Genomic DNA, 18,690 nt, shown 5'->3' with positions numbered 1-18,690 from the left:
TACTGATCCACTTCGGTCCGGTATGGCCTGCACCCGCTGCCCTCCGGTCCTGAAGTGGCACGTCGTCGCACGTCACACCCCCAGTTGCAGCTCGTCGGCGGCCTCCTCGACCATGGCGAGTCCGAGCCGGCTGACCCGCACGGAGAACGGGGCACCTGCCACGCGCAGCCCCGTGAATCCGATCTCCCCGAGGGGCGCACTGCGCACGGGACGAAGGGTGACCGTCCCGGCCGGGGCGTCGGGGCGGACACCGGCGAGGGTGGTCAGCAGCAGGACTCCGGCAGCCGCCGCTGTGGCAGCGGGGCGGCAGGCTGCCGGGTGCGGGAGCGGAGCGCCCCCTTCCGTACGCTGCTCCCCGGCGTACATCTCGGGCAGGCGGTAGGAGAAGGTCTCGGCAGCCACGAGTACGCCGCGCAGCAGCGAGTTCGCTTCCTTCTCGTAGCCGGCGGCGGCCAGTCCCGCTACGGCCAGCGCCGTCTCCTGGACCCTTACGGCTCCTGCCCGGTGGCCGAACGGGTTGTATCCCGGTTCTTTCGCGCCCAGGCCGCGCAAGCCCCACCCCGAATCCATGACCGGGCTGCCGAGCAGGCGGGCGAGGTGCTCGGTCCGGGCCTTGTCGAGCAGGCCGGGTGCCGACTCGCCCCCGCCCAGCAGACCCGTGTCGAGGAGGTGCACGGCGGCGGCGCCCAGGTGGGGCACCAGGCTGCCGTCGGGCCGGCGGGCTGCCGCGGGCCGGCCGCCCCCGCGGTCCTCGATCCAGAAGTCGTCTCGGAATGCGGTCCGCAGGGTTTGCGCCCACTGCCGGAGTGGCGCTCCCCCCTCCCGGCCGCAAGCGTCGAGGAGGTCGGCGCCGAGCAGCGCGGCACGGTGGGCGTGGGCTTGTGTCTCGCAGCGGACGGGCCCGCCCTGGTTCGCGTCGTGCAGGTACGGGCCGTCACCCACGGTGGTCCGCAGCCAGGTCAGGCAGCTCTCGGCGGCGGGCAGCAGCTCTTCCGTGTCCTGTTCTGAAAGACCCCAGCGGCGAGCCTCGGCGAGCAGGGCGGGGAAGAGCAGGGTGGCCTCTGTTCCGGTGCACTGCGGCGGAAGATACGGCCCGGCGTCCCGTCTGGGGCCTGGAAGCATTCCCGACTGTGCTCCCGGTCCGGGGAGTTGTGTCCGGGCGAGGATCCTCAGCGTTCCCGCGGCGAGGCCGGTGCCGAGCGGCAGTGCCATCCGGGCGGCGATGAGCGCGTCGGCAGGTGCCAGACCGCAACGCCAGGGTGCCCCGGCCGCGAGGTGGGTGTCGGCGGGGTTCGCGGAATCACGCAGGAGGAGGCCTTGGAGGTCCTCGATGCTCGTCCGCAGAAGCTCGGGGACTCTCAGGTCGTCACCCTCCGCATGCGCGGCGGCCAGCGGGCTGGTCGCCGCTCGTCCCACGGCTCGGAGGGGCCCTGCACCGTCCGGCCGCACCCGCAGTTCGACGGTTCTGCTGCCACCGGGTTGCAGGTCGAGCTCCCACCGCAGCAGCCCGCTCGAAGCAAGGGCGTCCATGGGAGGCGGTTCGGCCGTGACGGAAGCGTTGCCGGTGGCGCAGGACCAGCGCAGGCCGGAGCCGTGGACGCTGGCGGGGAGTTCGGGCCCGGCACTCCCGGAGGCGATCGTCCCGAGATCGGCGAGGTCCGTGCCCAGGACGATCTCGACCGGCAGCCGCAACGGGCGGGAAGCCGCACTGTGCAGGGTGATCCGCTCCGTGCCGTCAGCGAAGCGGTTGCGTTCCACGATCACGTCCGGGTCCGGGCCTGCTTGGGGTGACGTGCGCAGTGTGCCCACGAACCTGGCGCGGTCGGCCGAGGCCATCCGGGCCTGTACCGCGAGGGGTTCGCGTCCTGCGACGCGGATCTCGCACCGGGAGAGCACGCGTCGGCCGGCCCGGTAGAACCCCTCCAGTCCACGGCCGGTCAGTTGCCCTTCCTCGGTCGAGATGGCGAGTCCGGGGAGGGCGACACAGATCATCGCGGTGTGGGCGGGGGGCAGGTCGGCGGACCAGCGCAGTCCAGGGATGGTTGCTCCCCGGGGCGGGGGCGCAGACGTGTGCCCCCCGGATGAGGGATTCCGTCCCTGGGCAGAGGGCGGTGCGACTGAGCCGTATCCCGACCCCGCACCCGGGCGACGGTGCTGGCCCGCCCATCGGGGAGACGATCGGCCCGGACGGGGTGACGAGGGCGGGCGCGAGTCGGGTCCGGTGGGTGCAGGGGGGTACGACGTGCTGCCGGGGAACCGCGGCCCGTATCCGTCGAGACGTGCCGCCGGCCGCGGAGGGACGACCTGGTCCCCCGCCCGCGGAGCCCCTGCCCCCGGCGGGCCGAGGCCGGGTCCGAGAGGTGGCGGGCCACCCTGGGGGCGACGGTCGTCGGCGGCGGGCGGAGTCGGCTGTTGCATGGGGTGGCTTCCTCTGCGCTCGGTGCGCCTCGATCGGGTTCGGCGCCGGTGCCGGAGAGGTCCGGCGGGGCAGGGGCAGTGCGGCGTCATGGCCCGTCCGGCCGTACCGCCACTCAGGTGAACGGCGCGACCGTCCTCCGAGTCACGCCCTGGGGCCGGCCTCAGGAACCTCGAAGCCTCGCGGCGAGGGCTCACTCCTCGCCGTTCTTGTCGGGGCGGGGTCGTAGACCTTCTTGGCCCGTGTCCCGGTCGGGCATGGCTGCCTTCTGCGTCGTACGCGCACGCGGGCCGCCCGTTCGCACGCTTCCCGATCGCGCGGTACTCGCCCTTGCCGCACGGCCTGGACGAGGACCGGTTTCGCGGACACCGGCAGGGTGTTTGATGCTCGCGGATGGACGCCGTCGGGGAGCCCGGGTGCCCGTGTCACGGTCTTCCGCGCGGGCACGGCCGGAGGCGGCTCCGGCGGTGCCGGCAGGAGCGGAGCGACGGCGACGGCGTGACGGCATCGCTGCCGGTGCGGGCTTGTCGTGTGGCTCTTCGCGCGCCGCGGACGTCTCGCGTCCGTCGGACTCGTCACTGTCCGCCCGTGCTTCCAAAAGATCAGCCACAGTGGACCCACGGCCTTTTCGCTCCGATCGCAGGCAGCTGCGGATCGACTCCGGGTCGAGACCTTCGTTGCAGGCCTGGTGCAGAAGCCGGGCGAAGAGGTAGTCGGGATCGGCTCCCAGGGCCATGGCGAGGGCTTCGCGGGCCTCCAGTTCGTCGCCGGTGGACCAGGCGACCCAGCCGGCGAGGGTGAGCGGCACGGCGGCATGCTCTCCGTAGGGCCCGACGCAGCGCCGAGCCAGTGTCCGCCAGAGGCGAAGGGCGCGTCCGGCTTCCTCGCCCTCCATCCACTCGGCCGCGCGGTCCCGGGTCGCCCGGTCCTGGAGGCCGAGGATCAATCGGGCGGCCTCGTCGTACCCGAGCAGTTCGTCGTCGCGGAGATCCGCCAGGAGCATGCCGGTCACGGGCTGTGCCTCGGCGAAGCGGTTCAGGACCCTCCCGGCCAGTTCCAGCGTCTCGCCGGCCACGACGGCACGGCCCGCGTCGTCCAGGATCTTCGGCACCAACGCCATGCTGGCGGTGTCCAGGGCGGCCTCCTGCTCGAGGGCCGCGGCGTTCTCCCAGGGCAGCAGCCTGGCCCGGAGCTCCCGAAGCGTGCCGCGTACCTGGATACCGGCGTAGGTGGCCGCCGCGGCCAGCACGGAGGTGCCGGGCAGGCCCATGGCGGCTCCCTCGGGGGAGCAGCATGTCGCGTTGTCACAGCAGTACGACCAGTACCGGCCATCCGAGATGCACAGCGCCTCGACCACCACCACGTCGAGGGAACCGCACTCGACGCGCAGCCTCTGGGCCAGAGGCCTCAGCCGCTCCATCACCTGCCGGCCGGTCTGGCCCTTCTCCGGTTCCTGGCACAGGAAGGCGACCATCGACTCGGGCCGTGCACCTCGGCGCTCGCTGCCCGCCACAAGCCCATGGGACAGCTGCCGGGCCGCGGACGGCCAGTCGTCCGCGTTCGCGGGGATACCGAGACGGGCCCGGCCTCCGAACCGCCCGCGTCCGTCGCTGTCGTGCAGAGCGACCAGGACGATGCTGTCCTCGGGCCGGTATCCGAGCAGGTACGGCAGGGCATCGGCCAGTTCGGCCGGAGTGCGCAGGGTGACCTGGTGCTCGCCGCCGTGACTGTCGTAGGCGGGGCTTGAGGCGTGCGGCCGGGAGGCGTCGCTCGCCCTCTTCTCCTGCTCACCGTTCTTCCGCCCGTCCTGCGCTTCGGGCCCGGTGATGTCGCCGTTCTCGGGGGATCCGGTCGTTTCGCTGTGGTTCGTCATGCGAAGACGATCTCGCGGAACCCAAACCTCCGCTTGAGCCTGTGGAAAAGTCCGATCAGGAACACGTCAGTCCCGGGCCGCCGCGTCCACAGGTACCGGTGCGCCGCTCCGGATGTCAGTCCAGTCCTGTTGTATGGAACGCATGGAGCACACGAGCAACGCGGAACTCCGGGCGGCTGCCGACGCGGTCCTCGCCCGTCTCGTCGGGGACGTCTCGGGAGAGGCCCGGCTGCGCGAGGACCAGTGGCGGGCCATCGAGGCGCTGGTCGCCGACAGACGCCGTGCCCTGGTCGTCCAGCGCACGGGCTGGGGAAAATCCGCGGTCTACTTCGTGGCGACCTCGCTGCTTCGGGCCCGGGGCAGTGGCCCGACCGTGATCGTGTCACCGCTGCTCGCGCTCATGCGGAACCAGGTCGAGGCGGCGGCTCGGGCCGGCATTCGCGCCCGGACCATCAACTCCTCCAACACCGAGGAGTGGGCAGCCGTTCAGGACGAGATCGCCGCCGGCGAGGTGGACGTCCTGCTGGTGAGTCCCGAACGGCTGAACAACCCGGACTTCCGGGACCAGGTGCTGCCCCGCCTCGCGGCCGCCACCGGGCTCCTGGTGGTGGACGAGGCCCACTGCATCTCCGACTGGGGCCACGACTTCCGGCCGGACTACCGTCGGCTGCGCACCATGCTCGCCGATCTCCCACCGGGTGTTCCGGTGCTCGCGACCACCGCCACGGCCAACGCGCGCGTGACGGCCGACGTCGCGGAACAGCTCGGTACCGGCGGCAGCTCGGACGCCCTCGTGCTCCGGGGCCCGCTGGACCGGGACAGCTTGAGCCTGAGCGTCCTCGGACTGTCGGATGCCGCGCACCGCATGGCCTGGCTGGCCGAGCACCTCGACGAGCTGCCGGGGTCCGGAATCATCTACACCCTCACCGTGGCCGCCGCCGAGGAGGTCACCGCCTTCCTCCGACAGCGGGGGCACACGGTCGCGTCGTACACGGGCAAGACGGAAAACGCCGACCGTCAGCAGGCCGAGGAGGATCTGCTCGGCAACAAGGTGAAGGCGCTGATCGCCACGTCAGCGCTCGGGATGGGCTTCGACAAGCCCGACCTGGGGTTCGTGGTCCACCTGGGTTCCCCCTCCTCCCCCATCGCCTACTACCAGCAGGTGGGGCGCGCGGGACGAGGCGTGAAGCACGCCGAGGTGCTCCTGCTCCCGGGCAAGGAGGACGAGGCGATCTGGAAGTACTTCGCGTCACTCGCCTTCCCCTCGGAAGACCTGGTGCGCCGTACGCTCGACATCCTCGCGCATGCGGAGAAGCCCCTGTCGCTGCCCGCCCTGGAGCCCTTGGTGGAGCTGCGCCGCTCCCGCCTGGAGACCATGCTCAAGGTCCTCGACGTGGACGGAGCGGTCAAGCGCGTCAAGGGCGGCTGGATCTCGACCGGGCAACCCTGGACGTATGACGCCGAGCGGTATGCGTGGGTGGCACGTCAGCGCGACGCCGAGCAGCAGGCCATGCGCGCGTACGCGTCGACAACCGACTGCCGCATGGAGTTCCTGCAGCGGCAGCTGGACGACGAGGCCGCCAAACCGTGCGGTCGCTGCGACAACTGCGCGGGTCCGCGCTTCACCGCCGACATGTCCGCGGAGGCGCTCGACGCCGCGCGTGTGGACCTCGGCCGGGCAGGTGTCGAGGTGGAGCCCCGACGCATGTGGCCCACCGGGCTGCCGGCGATCGGAGTGGAGCTCAAGGGGCGCATCCCGGCCGGCGAACAGGCCGCGTCGGGGCGTGCACTGGGACGGCTGTCGGACATCGGGTGGGGGAACCGGCTGCGGCCCATGCTCGCGCCCCAGGCCCCCGACGGGCCGGTGCCCGACGACGTGGCGAAGGCCGTGGTGGACGTACTGGCCGACTGGGCCAGGGGTCCCGGAGGCTGGGCCCCGGGCGCACCGGAGGCCGGTCCTCGCCCGGCCGGCGTCGTCACCGTCGCCTCGCGCACTCGACCGCAGCTGATCGGCTCCCTCGGGGCGCGCATCGCCGAGATCGGGCGGCTGCCGCTGCTGGGCGCCGTCGAGTACACCGGCGACGCGCACTCCGGCTCCCGGAGCAACAGCGCCCAGCGGCTGAAGGCACTCGACGGGGCTCTGGCCGTGCCTCCTGCCCTCGCCTCCGCCCTCGCTGAGGCCCAGGGCCCGGTCCTTCTCGTGGACGACTACACGGAGACCGGCTGGACCCTCGCGGTCGCGGCGCGCATGCTCCGACGCTCCGGCGCGCAGGGGGTGTTGCCACTGGTGCTGGCCGTGCAGGGCTGACGGCGGGCCACCGGGCGGGGCGGCTGCCCGGCGCACGCCTCTGGACGCCGAACACCCTCATGACGTACGAACGTGTCGTGCTCGAACGCCCCATGGGTGGTCCGGCGACACATACGGTGGGGATATTAGCCGCGCATCATCTGATAACGGTCTGCTGCCTCAATTGCTCGTTGCCGCATTCAAGTTCGACAGGAAGAATTGAGGTCTGCTCCCGCACGGCTCGCCGGCCGCTCCGGTAGGGCCTCGCTGCGGTGCGCGCTCCCAGGAATCCGACCCCGCCCGCAGTGTGGGCGCGTAGCCGAAGGGAGGACCGTGACCTTCGGATTCGCTCCGGCCTCGGCAGCGGCGTCGAGGTCCGCCGCTTCCGCCAACCGCTTGCTCGAACCCGCGGAATGGGCCGCCGCCGGGATCCCACTCCTGCGCAACCCTCGTGAGATCGTCAGCGGACTGCACGCCCGTCACCACCCGCAGCCCGCGACCGCTGTCGTCGCCGTGCTCGACCCGGACGAGCGGCTGCGGGCGAGTGCCTCGTTCGTGCGCCGTCCGGCCCCGGCCGACGGCTGGATGTTCCGCAACGCTCTCCTCGCGCAGCTGCGCCGGGTCATCCCGCACGACCTGCGCCGTCGCACGCCGGTACGCACCGCGGTGCTGCTCTACTGCCGTGAGGGCGACGCGCGTTGGACGGAGGAGGACGGTGCGTGGATGTGGGGGCTGCGCGACGCGTGCACCCTGCACGGGCTGCGCTGCGGTGCGTACATCACGCTGACCCGTGACGGCTGGCAGGTCCTCGGCGAGGGCCGCGGCGGACGCCGCCCCCACTCGGCCTCGGCACCGGAGCCGTTCGCCACCTCGGAGGCGCCGCCGCCCATACCTCGCACCGGCGGCGCCTCCGAGGTTCTGCGCCGAGCAGCGGCGGCACGCTGAGTCCCGGGCGGACCGTTCCCGATCCGGGCTGTCGGCCTGTCGACCGCGCCTCCTCGCACGACACACGCCGATTGCGGGGCGGCCTACCGGAACCAGCACCAGAACCCTGGCCGAACCGCACGCACGGCGCTCTGCCACAGCAGCGGAAGCACCCTCCTGACCGTCAGGCCTCAAGCGAGCACGATCTCCCGCCCTCCGGGCACGGCGAACCGCCCGCCGTGCGGCGCCGCCGTAGCGGCGCCCGAAGTCACCCCAGCGCCCTGCCGGAGCGCCAAGGCATCGGCTCAAACGCCCGCGCCCAGCACCGAGTTGATCCGCTGCGGGTCGCCGCACACGATCAGCAGGGCACCGGCCCGGGAGTGGGCCGCGGACAGGGCACCCGAAGCTGCTGCCTCGGGACCGCCGTTGACGGCGACCACGACCACCGGACGCGACGCGGCGCGGGCCGCGATGGTGACATCTGTGTAGAAGACATCGTCGCCGGCGTCATGCTGGGCCCAGTAGGAGGTCTCACCGAAGGACAGCTCGTGGGCAGCCCACGGGTGCTGCTCCCCGGTCGTGATCACCAGCACGTCGCCGGGGGCACGACCGGAATCCAGCAGCAGGTCCACTGCTTCCTCGGCGGCGTCCAGCGCCCCTTCCACGGAAGCCGGAATCAGCTGGATCTGCGGGGCGGCCGGAGCGGCGGCACCGGCGGCGGGGCCCGACGGAGCGGGCTTGGCGGCCACCTCGCGCGGCGTACGTTGCACCGGCGGCGTCGGCCGAAGAGGGCCGGGGCGACCGGGACGCGACGAAGCCGCAGGACGGGGGCCGGGTACGGGACGGGGGGTCGGCGCGGTGCGGCCGCTGGCCGGCGTGGCGCGGGGACCCTGGGCACTCTCGTGAATCTGAGGCTCCTCGGGAATGAGAGGCATGGGTTGATATTTATCAAACGTTGGTGCGGCCCGCGTCGGCGGGTGGCGCATGGGTGCGAACGAAACCGTCAGAAGTCGAAGCCGAGCTGACCCTCGATCTCCGGAACGCTTCCGTCCGTCCAGTTGCGGACCTTCTTGAGGTGCCGCCACTGGGGCAGCGCATCAAGATACGCCCACGACAAACGGTGGTAGGGGGTGGGGCCCCGCTCCGCCAGTGCGGCCTTGTGCACGGGTGATGGATACCCTGCGTTGTCCGCAAAACCGAAGTCTGCATGGTCGATACCCAGTTCGGCCATCATTTTGTCGCGCTGGACCTTGGCGATCACCGAGGCCGCCGCGACCGCCACGCAGGACTGGTCGCCTTTGATCACCGTACGGACCCGCCAGGGCGCACCGAGGTAGTCGTGCTTGCCATCGAGGATGACCGCGTCGGGACGGGCCGGCAGTGCGTCCAGCGCACGCCCCGCCGCGAGCCGCAGCGCGGCCGTCATCCCCAGGGCGTCTATCTCCTCGGGAGAGGCATGCCCCAGCGCGTACGACGTCACCCAGGTCCGCAGTTCTTCGGCGAGGACGGTACGTCGCTTGATGGTGAGCAGCTTCGAGTCCGTGAGCCCATCGGGGGGACGGCGCAGTCCGGTGATCGCCGCGCAGACGGTGACGGGACCGGCCCACGCGCCGCGCCCCACCTCGTCGACACCTGCAACGATCTTCGCTCCGGTCGTGGCTCGAAGGGAGCGCTCGACGGTGTGAGTAGGCGGTTCGTACGGCATGGCGCCCCTAGATTACGCCGCCTGGAACCGCCCGCGACACCCCGGCCCGCCGCGGCCCGCGAACAACCCGGTCAGGCATCGGCCGACCGGAGCGTCGGGAACCGTCCGGCCGCGGCACCAGGCCTCCCGGCCCGCCGCGGGAACTTGTGCGGCCGCAGGAGCGGAACCATCAACTGGTCGGTCAGTTCGGCGACTTCGCCATCCCGACATTCACAGTCGCACATTTTCGAGCGGGTACATCATCATCGCCGGTATGGCGTCGAAGACATAGCCGTTCACAACCTCGGGGCGCACCTCGCCTCGCCCGAACCCCCTATCGACGACCTCCCGCAACATCCTCGTGGCGGGCTCCACAGCCCCCTCGAAGATCACGCCAGGAAGCGTTCGGCCTGCACGGTGTCGCACTCGTGAATCACCGAGCGAAGCGCGAACCCAGGGCGGGAGAATGTGGCGTCAGGGGATCGCAGACACAGCGCCGGGTCCTTCGCCACCGTGGTGCTGATGCTGCCCTTCGGCATCATCGAGTCCCGGGCCGAGGAGCCGATCACCCCGCTACGGATGTCCGCCGACCCGGAACCGCTCGGGCACGTACGTGGTCGTGCTGAGCCCGGCCACGGCGATGCTCGGCATGGGCCGTATCTCCCCTGGCCAGGGCCTGGCTGATGGTCCGGGTCCGCAAGAGCGGCCTGGAGGCACTCTCCGGCTCGGCCGGACCGGGGGTCGGCTGACGAGGGAGCGCCGCGAACCGGTGCCGGCGGCTCGTCGGCGGGCCCGACACAGGCCCACCGAGGGGTGGCGAGCCGGTTCGCCGCCGACCGCGGACCGCCGGACTGCATCAGGGGGCGCAACAGCGTGGGCGGCAGCGCGGCCACCCGCGCCCGTCCCGCACAACGGACGGCAGCGCCCCACCAGCGAACCAGAACGGCGAGCAGAGCCTCCATGACCACCCGCCACCCCCTTCCCACTCCGGCCTGTACGCCCTCGATGGCTCGCACGGCGAGTGCCAGGACAACGGGCGAACAGTCACGGAGAGTTCCCGATACTCACGGAGAGTTTGCGAAGGAGCGGAGAGTCCGACCGTCAGATCGACGTGGGCACCCAGTGCGGAAGCGGCTCCGTCCGCTCCACCCACTCGGTGGGCGGTGTCCCAGCCTTCCCCGCGGCGATCACGCCGCCGACGATCGCGCACGTGGTGTCGACATCCCCGCCCACCTGCGCGGTCGTCCAGAACGCCTGCTCGTAGTCGCCGAGACTTCTCGCGGCCGACCAGAGAGCGAAGGGCACGGTGTCGTGGGCGGTCGTACGCCGCCCGCAGCCCAGTACAGCCGCCACCGTGCCCGGGTCGCCGTAGTCGAGCATGTCCCGGGCCCGGCGAAGTCCCGCGCCCACGGCGCTCTTGGGTACCAGGTCGATGACACTGTCGAGGAGGGCTTCGGCGCCGGGCGGCCCGTCGGGGGCGGCAGCGAACGCGGCTGCCGCGGCGACGGCCATGGCCCCCACGACGCCCTCGCGGTGTTGATGGGTCGTGTACGCCGAGATTTCCGCCTGGTGGGTCGCCTGCTCCGGATCGTCCGCGTACCAGGCGCCCAGCGGGGCGATCCGCATCGCCGCGCCGTTGCCCCAGGAACCCTGCCCCTTGAAGAGTGCCGCGGCGAGCTCCCGCCAGTCCCCACCTTCCCGGACGAGGCGCAGCATGCGGTTGACCGCAGGGCCGTAGCCCCGGTCGAAGTCGTGGTGCTCGGCGAAGGAGCGGGCCAGGGCATCCTGGTCGATGCGGTGGTGGACGGCCAGGACGGCGACGACCGAGCCGGCCATCTCCGTGTCGTCGGTCCACTGCCAAGGCCCGGGCGGCACCTCGCGGCGCTTCAGCAGCGGGTAGTTCACCGGCACGAAGTACTGGGAGCCCAGGGCGTCTCCGACGGACAGTCCGCGCAGGCAGGCCAGGGCGCGGTCCAGGCGCACGTCGGGTGAGGAATCAGCGGTCATCGCCCTGCAACTCTATCCGGTGATCCCGTACGGCTCGGGATCTCGCCAACGATCGAACGGCCGGTCGAGGGTGTACTTGCCGTCGTCCCCCAGAACGAGCATCCGCACCTCGCCGTTCCCGGGATTCGACAGCGACTCGAACTCCGACACCGTCCAGTGGAACCACCGCATGCAGAAGAGCCGCATGGCCAGGCCGTGGGTGACGATGAGGACGTTCTGCGGGTGGTCGGGGTCCTCGAAGCTGCGGAACAGGCTTTCCAGGAAGCCGCCGACCCGGTCGTAGACGTCGGCGCCCGACTCGCCCTGGGCGAAGCGGTAGAAGAAGTGGCCGTACGCGTCTCGATAGGCCTTCTGAAGGCGGACCTCGTCCCGGTCCTGCCAGTTGCCCCAGTCCTGCTCGCGCAGCCGGGGTTCCTCGCGCACCCGTATGAGTCCGGAGTCGAGGTGGAACGCGCGCAAGGTCTCGAGCGTACGACGGTACGGGGAGACGTACACGCTGACGTGCTCGTCGCCGAAGAGCCGGCGCAGATGCTCGCCCGTCGCCTCCGCCTGCCGCCGACCACGCTCGGTCAGCGCCAGGGCGTGGTCGGGCTCACGCTCGTAGACGGAGTCATCAACATTGCCCGTTGACTCGCCGTGCCGGACAAGGACGATGCGCCGTGGTCGTGCCATGCCAAGACCCTAGATCGGGTGAGGGCCGGTGGAGCACTCCTGCCACACCCATACAGCGTAGGTCACATGATTCCTGCACCACAGATCACACCGGTCGCACGCCTGTCCGAACAGAACAGCTCCGCCGCGGCCTCACGGCGCCACGCCGTCTAAGTCACAGCCCGGTGCGCCGTACCGGTCCGAGCACCCGCCCGCCCCGTCCGGAGCACCCGTCCTACGCGCGAAATCAGACCGTCCAGCTCGACTCCATGTCCACGACGTCCCCGGTGAGCGCCGCAACGTCCGCCTCCGTCTGTGCCCTCAAGGCGAGCCGCTCCACGCGTTCGGTGCGGTACTTGCCGTGTTCGGCGGCCGAGCGCCACATCGACAGCACCAGGAACTCGTTCCCCGGCGCCTCACCGAACAACCCACGCACCATGCCGGGCGAGCCGGCCATCGCCGGGTTCCAGACCTTCTCCTGCATCAGCACGAAGTGCTCGGCCCGCTCCTCGTGGATGCGGCAGAGCGCCACCCGGAGCAGGTCGGCGTCGGTGAAGCGCGGTTCGAAACCGGTCTTCACATCGAAGCGATAGTCGAAGAGCCGCACCTGGGCGTCCTTGAACGTGCCCGCCTGGGTCGACGCGAGCCGGTCGTGCGAACGTGCCATGAAGGAGTCGTAGAACGCGCGGCTCTCCCAGAACGCGAAGATGTGCGCCACGTCCGGCCGTCCCCGGCTCCAGCCACCCCCCTGCCCGCGAAATCCCGGCTCCCCCAGAAGCCCCGCCCACTTCCGCTGCCCCCGCTCGAAACCGCGGCGGTCCACCACGGTGCAGCGAATCCACTTGACCAGCACCGCGCCATGGTAAGGCCACGGAGCGTGGCGTCGGTCACTCTTGGGTGGTCCGCTCCCCCACGCGCGCAGCCACACGCGTGGCAGGATGGACAAACGGTCATGAGGGCCCGGCAGTTGGGTACGACGGACGGGTCGGTACGGGGAAGGGGACTCTGGTGGACGGGCTCAACAAGGGGCTTCGCAAGGTCGAGATCGCGGTGCGGTGGGATCCCAGCCCGGCGGGACAGCCGTCCACCGACCTGGATCTGGTCGCGGCGACCTACCTGGCGGACGATCCGCACGGCGACCCCGCATATGTGGTGCACTTCGACAGCCGCTCGCCCGATGGCACGATCACTCTCAACCGCGACAGCAAGGACGGCCAGGGCTTCGGCTACGACGAAGTCATGACCCTGGAACTCGACCGGCTCGATGTCCGGTACGCGCGCGTGGTGGTTGGTGTCGTCATCCAGCAGCGCCCGGCGGAGCGCACCTTCATCAGTGTGAGCAACCCCGGATTGCGTATCCGTGAGGGGTACACCGTCCTCACGGAGGACGACTTCGGGAGTGTCCTCGGGGCAACTGCAGCGACAGTCGCGGAGTTCGCCCGCGAGGGCTCCGGCCCGTGGGACTTCCGCGCCGACCTGCGTGGTTTCGAGGGCGATCCCGTGGACTTCACCACCACGATGGGTGCGGCACAGCGACCCTGAGCTCCCCGCCGACGGGGCAGGCAAAGCGACAGGGGCACCGCCCGCGGGCGGTGCCCCTGTCGTCATCGGCTCAGGCGTTCGGCGTCAGCTGCAGCCGCTGGTCGAGCCGCAGCCCTCGCAGATGTAGCAGGAACCGGCGCGCTGCATCTTCGTGCCGCAGGAGAAGCACAGCGGGGCGTCGGCCTGAATACCCAGCTGCATTTCCACCAGTTCGGCACTGGTGTGGGCCTGCTGCGGGGCGAGCTTGGCCGCCTCCTCTGCCTTCGGAGCGGTGACGGCCTTCAGCTCCTGGGCGCGCGGCGCCGACTGCGCCAGGCCCTCGACGTCGACCTCGTCCTCGGACGGCTCGTACGAACCGGTCTCCAGGTGACGCTGACGCTCCTCGGCGGAGTGGATGCCGAGCGCGGAGCGCGTCTCGAAGGGCAGGAAGTCCAGCGCCAGGCGACGGAAGATGTAGTCGACGATCGACTGCGCCATCCGCACGTCCGGGTCGTCCGTCATACCGGCCGGCTCGAAGCGCATGTTCGTGAACTTCGAGACGTACGTCTCCAGCGGCACGCCGTACTGGAGGCCGACGGAGACCGCGATGGAGAAGGCGTCCATCATGCCCGCGAGGGTCGAGCCCTGCTTGGACATCTTGAGGAAGACCTCGCCGAGACCGTCGTCCGGGTAGGAGTTGGCCGTCATGTAGCCCTCGGCACCGCCGACGGTGAAGGACGTGGTGATGCCGGGACGTCCCTTCGGCAGGCGCTTGCGGACCGGGCGGTACTCGACGACCTTCTCGACCGCGGTACGGATCGTCTCCTCGACCTTCTCCGTGATCTCTGCCTTCTCCTTCTCCTTGGTCTTGGCGGAGAGGGGCTGGCCGACCTTGCAGTTGTCACGGTAGATCGCGAGCGCCTTGACGCCGAGCTTCCAGGCCTCGAAGTAGATCTCCTCGACCTCCTCGACGGTCGCCGTCTCCGGCATGTTGACCGTCTTGGAGATGGCACCCGAGATCCACGGCTGGATCGCCGCCATCATGCGGACGTGGCCCATCGGGGAGATGGCCCGCTCGCCCATGGCGCAGTCGAACACCTCGTAGTGCTCGGGCTTGAGACCGGGGGCGTCGATCACATTGCCGTTCTCGGCGATGTGGGCGACGATCGCCTCGATCTGCTCTTCCAGGTAGCCCATGCGGCGCAGGGCCTGCGGGACGGTGCCGTTGACGATCTGCATCGAGCCGCCGCCGACGAGCTTCTTGAACTTGACCAGCGCGAGGTCGGGCTCGACACCGGTGGTGTCGCAGGACATCGCCAGGCCGATGGTGCCGGTCGGGGCGAGCACGGACGCCTGGGAGTTACGGAAACCGTTCTTTTCGCCGAGGCGCAGCACGTCCTGCCACGACTCGCTGGCGGCGGCCCACACCGGGGTGTCCAGGTCGTCCATGCGGACGGCCTTGTCGTTGGCGTCCGAGTGCTGCTTCATGACGCGCTTGTGGGCGTCGGCGTTCCGGGCGTATCCGTCGTACGGGCCGACGACCGAGGCGAGTTCGGCGGAGCGCCGGTAGGCCGTACCCGTCATCAGGGAGGTGATGGCGCCGGCGAGGGAGCGGCCTCCGTCGGAGTCGTAGGCGTGGCCCGTGGCCATCAGCAGGGCGCCGAGGTTGGCGTAGCCGATTCCGAGCTGGCGGAACGCGCGCGTGTTCTCACCGATCTTCTGCGTCGGGAAGTCCGCGAAGCAGATCGAGATGTCCATCGCGGTGATGACCAGCTCGACGACCTTCTGGAAGCGCTCGGCCTCGAAGGACTGGTTGCCCTTGCCGTCGTCCTTCAGGAACTTCATCAGGTTCAGCGAGGCCAGGTTGCAGGACGTGTTGTCCAGGTGCATGTACTCGCTGCACGGGTTCGACGCGGTGATGCGGCCGGACTCGGGGCAGGTGTGCCAGGTGTTGATGGTGTCGTCGTACTGGATGCCGGGGTCGGCGCAGGCCCAGGCGGCCTCGGCGATCTTGCGGAAGAGCGACTTGGCGTCGACCTCCTCGATGACCTCACCGGTCATCCGGCCCCGAAGGCCGAACTGGCTGCCCTGCTCGACGGCCGTCATGAACTCGTCGTTGACGCGGACCGAGTTGTTGGCGTTCTGGTATTGGACGGACGCGATGTCGTCGCCGCCCAGGTCCATGTCGTAGCCGGCGTCGCGCAGGACGCGGATCTTCTCTTCTTCCTTGACCTTGGTCTCGATGAAGTCCTCGATGTCCGGGTGGTCCACATCGAGGACGACCATTTTGGCGGCGCGGCGGGTGGCGCCACCGGACTTGATCGTTCCTGCGGAGGCGTCGGCGCCGCGCATGAAGGAGACCGGGCCGGAGGCGTTGCCGCCGGAGGACAGCAGCTCCTTGGAGGAGCGGATCCGGGAGAGGTTCAGGCCGGCGCCGGAGCCGCCCTTGAAGATCATGCCCTCTTCCTTGTACCAGTCGAGGATCGACTCCATGGAGTCGTCGACGGACAGGATGAAGCAGGCGGAGACCTGTTGGGGCTGCGGCGTGCCCACGTTGAACCACACGGGGCTGTTGAAGCTGAAGATCTGGTGCAGGAGGGCGTAGGCCAGCTCGTGCTCGAAGATCTCGGCGTCGGCGGGCGAGGCGAAGTACTTGTAGTCCTCGCCGGCCTTCCGGTACGTCTTCACGATGCGGTCGATCAGCTGCTTGAGGCTGGTCTCGCGCTGCGGGGTGCCGACGGCACCGCGGAAGTACTTGCTGGTGACGATGTTGACCGCGTTCACCGACCAGAAGTCGGGGAACTCGACGCCGCGCTGCTCGAAGTTGACCGAGCCGTCGCGCCAATTGGTCATGACGACGTCACGACGCTCCCAGGTCACCTCGTCGTAGGGGTGGACCCCAGGCGTGGTGTGGATGCGCTCGACACGCAGGCCCTTGCTCGCCTTGGGGCTCTTGGCGCGGGAACTCCGTGCCGGACCGCTCGCCGTCTCTGTCATGCCGCCTCCCTGTACGGGCGAAAACGCCCTGAAGTGCCCCGTTGTTCCCGTGGCACGGTGTTCTGTCTGGTGTTGCGGGCACCCACTCACATCGCCCGCAACAGGTCTTCTCGCCGCCGCCCGGCCGGGCCCGGAGCTGCCTTCCGGATCCGGCCCACCGGTCAGTCGGCGGCGCCTGCGGGCTCGGGGGCCTGTTCCGCCCCTTTGGGCCCGCGGTCGTCTTCTTGGCTCTCCGCAGCCGCGTCCTCGCGGTCTCCGTCGTCCGCGCCGGGGTGGCCCGTCTGCGACCTGAGTTCCTCGATGGCCGCCTCGAAGTCGTCCATCGAGTCGAAGGCCCGGTAGACGGAGGCGAAGCGCAGGTAGGCGACGAGGTCGAGCTCCTGCAACGGGCCGAGTATGGCCAGCCCCACGTCGTGGGTGGTCAGCTCGGCGCTTCCGGTTGCTCGCACCGCCTCCTCGACCCGCTGGCCGAGCTGGGCCAGCGCGTCCTCGGTGACGGGCCGCCCCTGGCACGCTTTGCGCACACCGTTGATGACCTTCGTACGGCTGAAGGGCTCGGTGACTCCGGACCGCTTCACCACCATGAGCGAGCACGTCTCCACGGTCGTGAAACGACGGGAGCAGTCAGGGCACTGGCGGCGCCTGCGGATCGACGTGCCGTCGTCGGTCGTACGACTGTCGACCACACGGCTGTCGGGGTGCCTGCAGAAGGGGCAGTGCATGAACTCCCAACCCTCCTCACAGCAGACTCAATAGCCTCGCCGAGTCTCTCGCGCCCCACGAAGCAGCCCCAAGCATAGGCGATGACCATGAGCCTCGAGACCCGGGGGACCACAACTTCTGGGCTGCTGATGCAATCCAACCACTAGATGTGGGGATTGGCTCATACATCCAGGCCGATCCCGCGTGTCGCGCGAGTAGGCGCAGGTGACGCGTGACGGTCCAGCCGCATCGAACCCCGCGGGCCCCTGGAGCACCATCACCGACGGTTCTGCCCGGGACGCAGCCGCACCCGTTCCCGCACAGCCGTATCGCCGCGGCACATGCGGAGATACCGTGGGCGCCGCGAGGAGGGGACGTGGGACTCCCGCACAGATGAGGGCTGCTCCCGGGGCAGGGCAATGCCGGATGGCAGACTGGGGCACAGTCCACGAGGTGATCACCCCGGCGGTGAAGAGTACAGCAATGGGCCCTTTTGCCCGCCACGTGGCATGGCCGCCAATACACCCGGACACATGATCGCGTCCGGTGATTCGCGATTTTTCACTCGAACGTGTGTTTGGCGCAACCTTTCGAAAGCAACTACCGTTGTCCAGCAGGGAGACCATCGAGAGGGGCCGACGTGACCACCACCGCAGACAGTGCCGCCATTGCTGCCCAGGACCGCTCCCAGGGCCGACTGGAGCCGGTGCATGCGATGAACGAAGCCACGAACCCTGAGGGGCAAAAGCGCTCCCTGCCGGGCCGACCTCCGGGCATCCGGGCGGACAGCTCCGGACTCACCGATCGCCAGCGCCGCGTGATCGAGGTCATCAGGGACTCCGTTCAGCGACGGGGCTACCCGCCGTCGATGCGGGAGATCGGTCAGGCCGTCGGCCTCTCCAGTACCTCCTCCGTCGCACACCAGCTGATGGCCCTCGAGCGCAAGGGCTTCCTGCGCCGTGACCCGCACCGCCCGCGCGCCTACGAGGTGCGCGGTTCCGACCAGGCCGCCTCGGTGCAGCCCACGGACACGGCGGGCAAGCCGGCCGCGTCGTACGTGCCGCTGGTCGGCCGGATCGCCGCCGGCGGCCCGATCCTCGCCGAGGAGTCCGTCGAGGACGTCTTCCCTCTCCCCCGACAGCTCGTCGGTGACGGTGAGCTGTTCGTCCTGAAGGTCGTGGGTGACTCGATGATCGAGGCCGCGATCTGCGACGGTGACTGGGTCACGGTGCGCCGTCAGCCGGTCGCCGAGAACGGCGACATCGTGGCCGCGATGCTCGACGGCGAAGCCACCGTCAAGCGCTTCAAGCGCGAGGACGGCCATGTCTGGCTCCTGCCGCACAACGCGGCCTACGAGCCGATCCCCGGCGACGACGCAACCATCCTCGGCAAGGTGGTGGCCGTGCTGCGGCGCGTCTGACAACGCGCACCCCGTCGGGTGGGCCCATCGGGCCCGCCCTCTGACCGGGCCCCGGGACCCCTGCGCCGGTTCCGGGGCCCTGCGCTGTCCAAGGCCGGTTGCCGGACCCGGGCGAGCCCCGAAGACGCGGGGGCGGTGGGGGGGGGGGGGGGGCCCCCCCCCCCCCCGCCCCGGCGGGGGGGGGGGGGGGGGGCGCGGGGGGGGGGGC

Annotated in this window: 13 protein-coding genes and 2 pseudogenes; 5 read left to right on the top strand and 10 right to left on the bottom strand. The window is 70.4% G+C overall.

The features are described from left to right. Nucleotides 1–72: 72 nt before the first annotated feature. Complete coding sequence (locus tag ACFY9S_RS22510; protein WP_391131327.1) at nt 73–1,992, bottom strand: glycogen debranching N-terminal domain-containing protein; 1,920 nt, start codon at nt 1,990–1,992, stop codon at nt 73–75. Between the two features lie 617 nt (nt 1,993–2,609). Continuing rightward, nucleotides 2,610–4,289, bottom strand: a complete 1,680-nt coding sequence (locus tag ACFY9S_RS22505; RefSeq protein ID WP_391131325.1) for a DUF4192 family protein — start codon at nt 4,287–4,289, stop codon at nt 2,610–2,612. 142 nt (nt 4,290–4,431) lie between these two features. On the opposite strand from ACFY9S_RS22505, the gene ACFY9S_RS22500 reads away from it, so the two are divergent. Next, nucleotides 4,432–6,597: a RecQ family ATP-dependent DNA helicase gene (locus tag ACFY9S_RS22500; RefSeq protein ID WP_391131323.1), complete on the top strand. Its 2,166-nt coding sequence runs from the start codon at nt 4,432–4,434 to the stop codon at nt 6,595–6,597. Nucleotides 6,598–6,909: 312 nt separating this feature from the next. Next, nucleotides 6,910–7,521: a hypothetical protein gene (locus ACFY9S_RS22495; RefSeq protein WP_102912018.1), complete on the top strand. Its 612-nt coding sequence runs from the start codon at nt 6,910–6,912 to the stop codon at nt 7,519–7,521. 284 nt (nt 7,522–7,805) lie between these two features. Here ACFY9S_RS22495 and ACFY9S_RS22490 read toward each other — a convergent pair whose 3' ends face one another. The 3 genes and pseudogenes from ACFY9S_RS22490 to ACFY9S_RS22480 all read right to left on the bottom strand — a co-directional run. Continuing rightward, the gene (locus ACFY9S_RS22490; RefSeq protein WP_391131321.1) at nt 7,806–8,435 is read right to left on the bottom strand and encodes a hypothetical protein; all 630 of its coding nucleotides are present in this window, start codon (nt 8,433–8,435) and stop codon (nt 7,806–7,808) included. Between the two features lie 68 nt (nt 8,436–8,503). After that, entirely contained in the window at nt 8,504–9,205 is a 702-nt protein-coding gene (locus tag ACFY9S_RS22485; RefSeq protein ID WP_391131319.1) for a ribonuclease HII, read from the bottom strand. Between the two features lie 149 nt (nt 9,206–9,354). Further along, nucleotides 9,355–9,678: pseudogene (locus tag ACFY9S_RS22480) on the bottom strand (TetR-like C-terminal domain-containing protein); the annotation flags it as partial. 4 nt (nt 9,679–9,682) lie between these two features. Here ACFY9S_RS22480 and ACFY9S_RS22475 point away from each other — a divergent pair. Beyond that, nucleotides 9,683–9,836 (top strand): annotated as a pseudogene (locus ACFY9S_RS22475) (MFS transporter); the annotation flags it as partial. 449 nt (nt 9,837–10,285) lie between these two features. Here the strand turns inward: ACFY9S_RS22475 and ACFY9S_RS22470 are convergent. The 3 genes from ACFY9S_RS22470 to ACFY9S_RS22460 form a co-directional block, all read right to left on the bottom strand. Then, nucleotides 10,286–11,191: an ADP-ribosylglycohydrolase family protein gene (locus ACFY9S_RS22470; RefSeq protein ID WP_391131317.1), complete on the bottom strand. Its 906-nt coding sequence runs from the start codon at nt 11,189–11,191 to the stop codon at nt 10,286–10,288. Nucleotides 11,192–11,203: 12 nt separating this feature from the next. Continuing rightward, the gene (locus ACFY9S_RS22465) at nt 11,204–11,863 is read right to left on the bottom strand and encodes a histidine phosphatase family protein (RefSeq protein ID WP_102913720.1); all 660 of its coding nucleotides are present in this window, start codon (nt 11,861–11,863) and stop codon (nt 11,204–11,206) included. 226 nt (nt 11,864–12,089) lie between these two features. Further along, nucleotides 12,090–12,695: a YdbC family protein gene (locus ACFY9S_RS22460; protein ID WP_387845915.1), complete on the bottom strand. Its 606-nt coding sequence runs from the start codon at nt 12,693–12,695 to the stop codon at nt 12,090–12,092. A gap of 155 nt (nt 12,696–12,850) precedes the next feature. Here ACFY9S_RS22460 and ACFY9S_RS22455 point away from each other — a divergent pair, with 155 nt between their 5' ends. Beyond that, nucleotides 12,851–13,384, top strand: a complete 534-nt coding sequence (locus ACFY9S_RS22455) for a TerD family protein (protein ID WP_391131315.1) — start codon at nt 12,851–12,853, stop codon at nt 13,382–13,384. An 84-nt stretch (nt 13,385–13,468) separates the two neighbouring features. Here the strand turns inward: ACFY9S_RS22455 and ACFY9S_RS22450 are convergent, their stop codons facing one another. Both ACFY9S_RS22450 and nrdR read right to left on the bottom strand, forming a co-directional pair. Further along, a complete protein-coding gene (locus tag ACFY9S_RS22450; protein WP_391131313.1) occupies nt 13,469–16,360 on the bottom strand; it encodes a vitamin B12-dependent ribonucleotide reductase in 2,892 nt (963 codons plus the stop codon). A 161-nt stretch (nt 16,361–16,521) separates the two neighbouring features. Continuing rightward, nucleotides 16,522–17,082, bottom strand: a complete 561-nt coding sequence (nrdR, locus tag ACFY9S_RS22445) for a transcriptional regulator NrdR (RefSeq protein WP_391131311.1) — start codon at nt 17,080–17,082, stop codon at nt 16,522–16,524. Between the two features lie 620 nt (nt 17,083–17,702). On the opposite strand from nrdR, the gene lexA reads away from it, so the two are divergent. After that, complete coding sequence (gene lexA / locus ACFY9S_RS22440; RefSeq protein WP_102911867.1) at nt 17,703–18,482, top strand: transcriptional repressor LexA; 780 nt, start codon at nt 17,703–17,705, stop codon at nt 18,480–18,482. Nucleotides 18,483–18,690: the final 208 nt, after the last annotated feature.

This window comes from Streptomyces sp. NPDC012474 (genome assembly GCF_042955185.1).
GTDB lineage: Bacteria > Actinomycetota > Actinomycetes > Streptomycetales > Streptomycetaceae > Streptomyces > Streptomyces cahuitamycinicus.
This window is presented reverse-complemented; position numbering and strand designations above follow the sequence as displayed.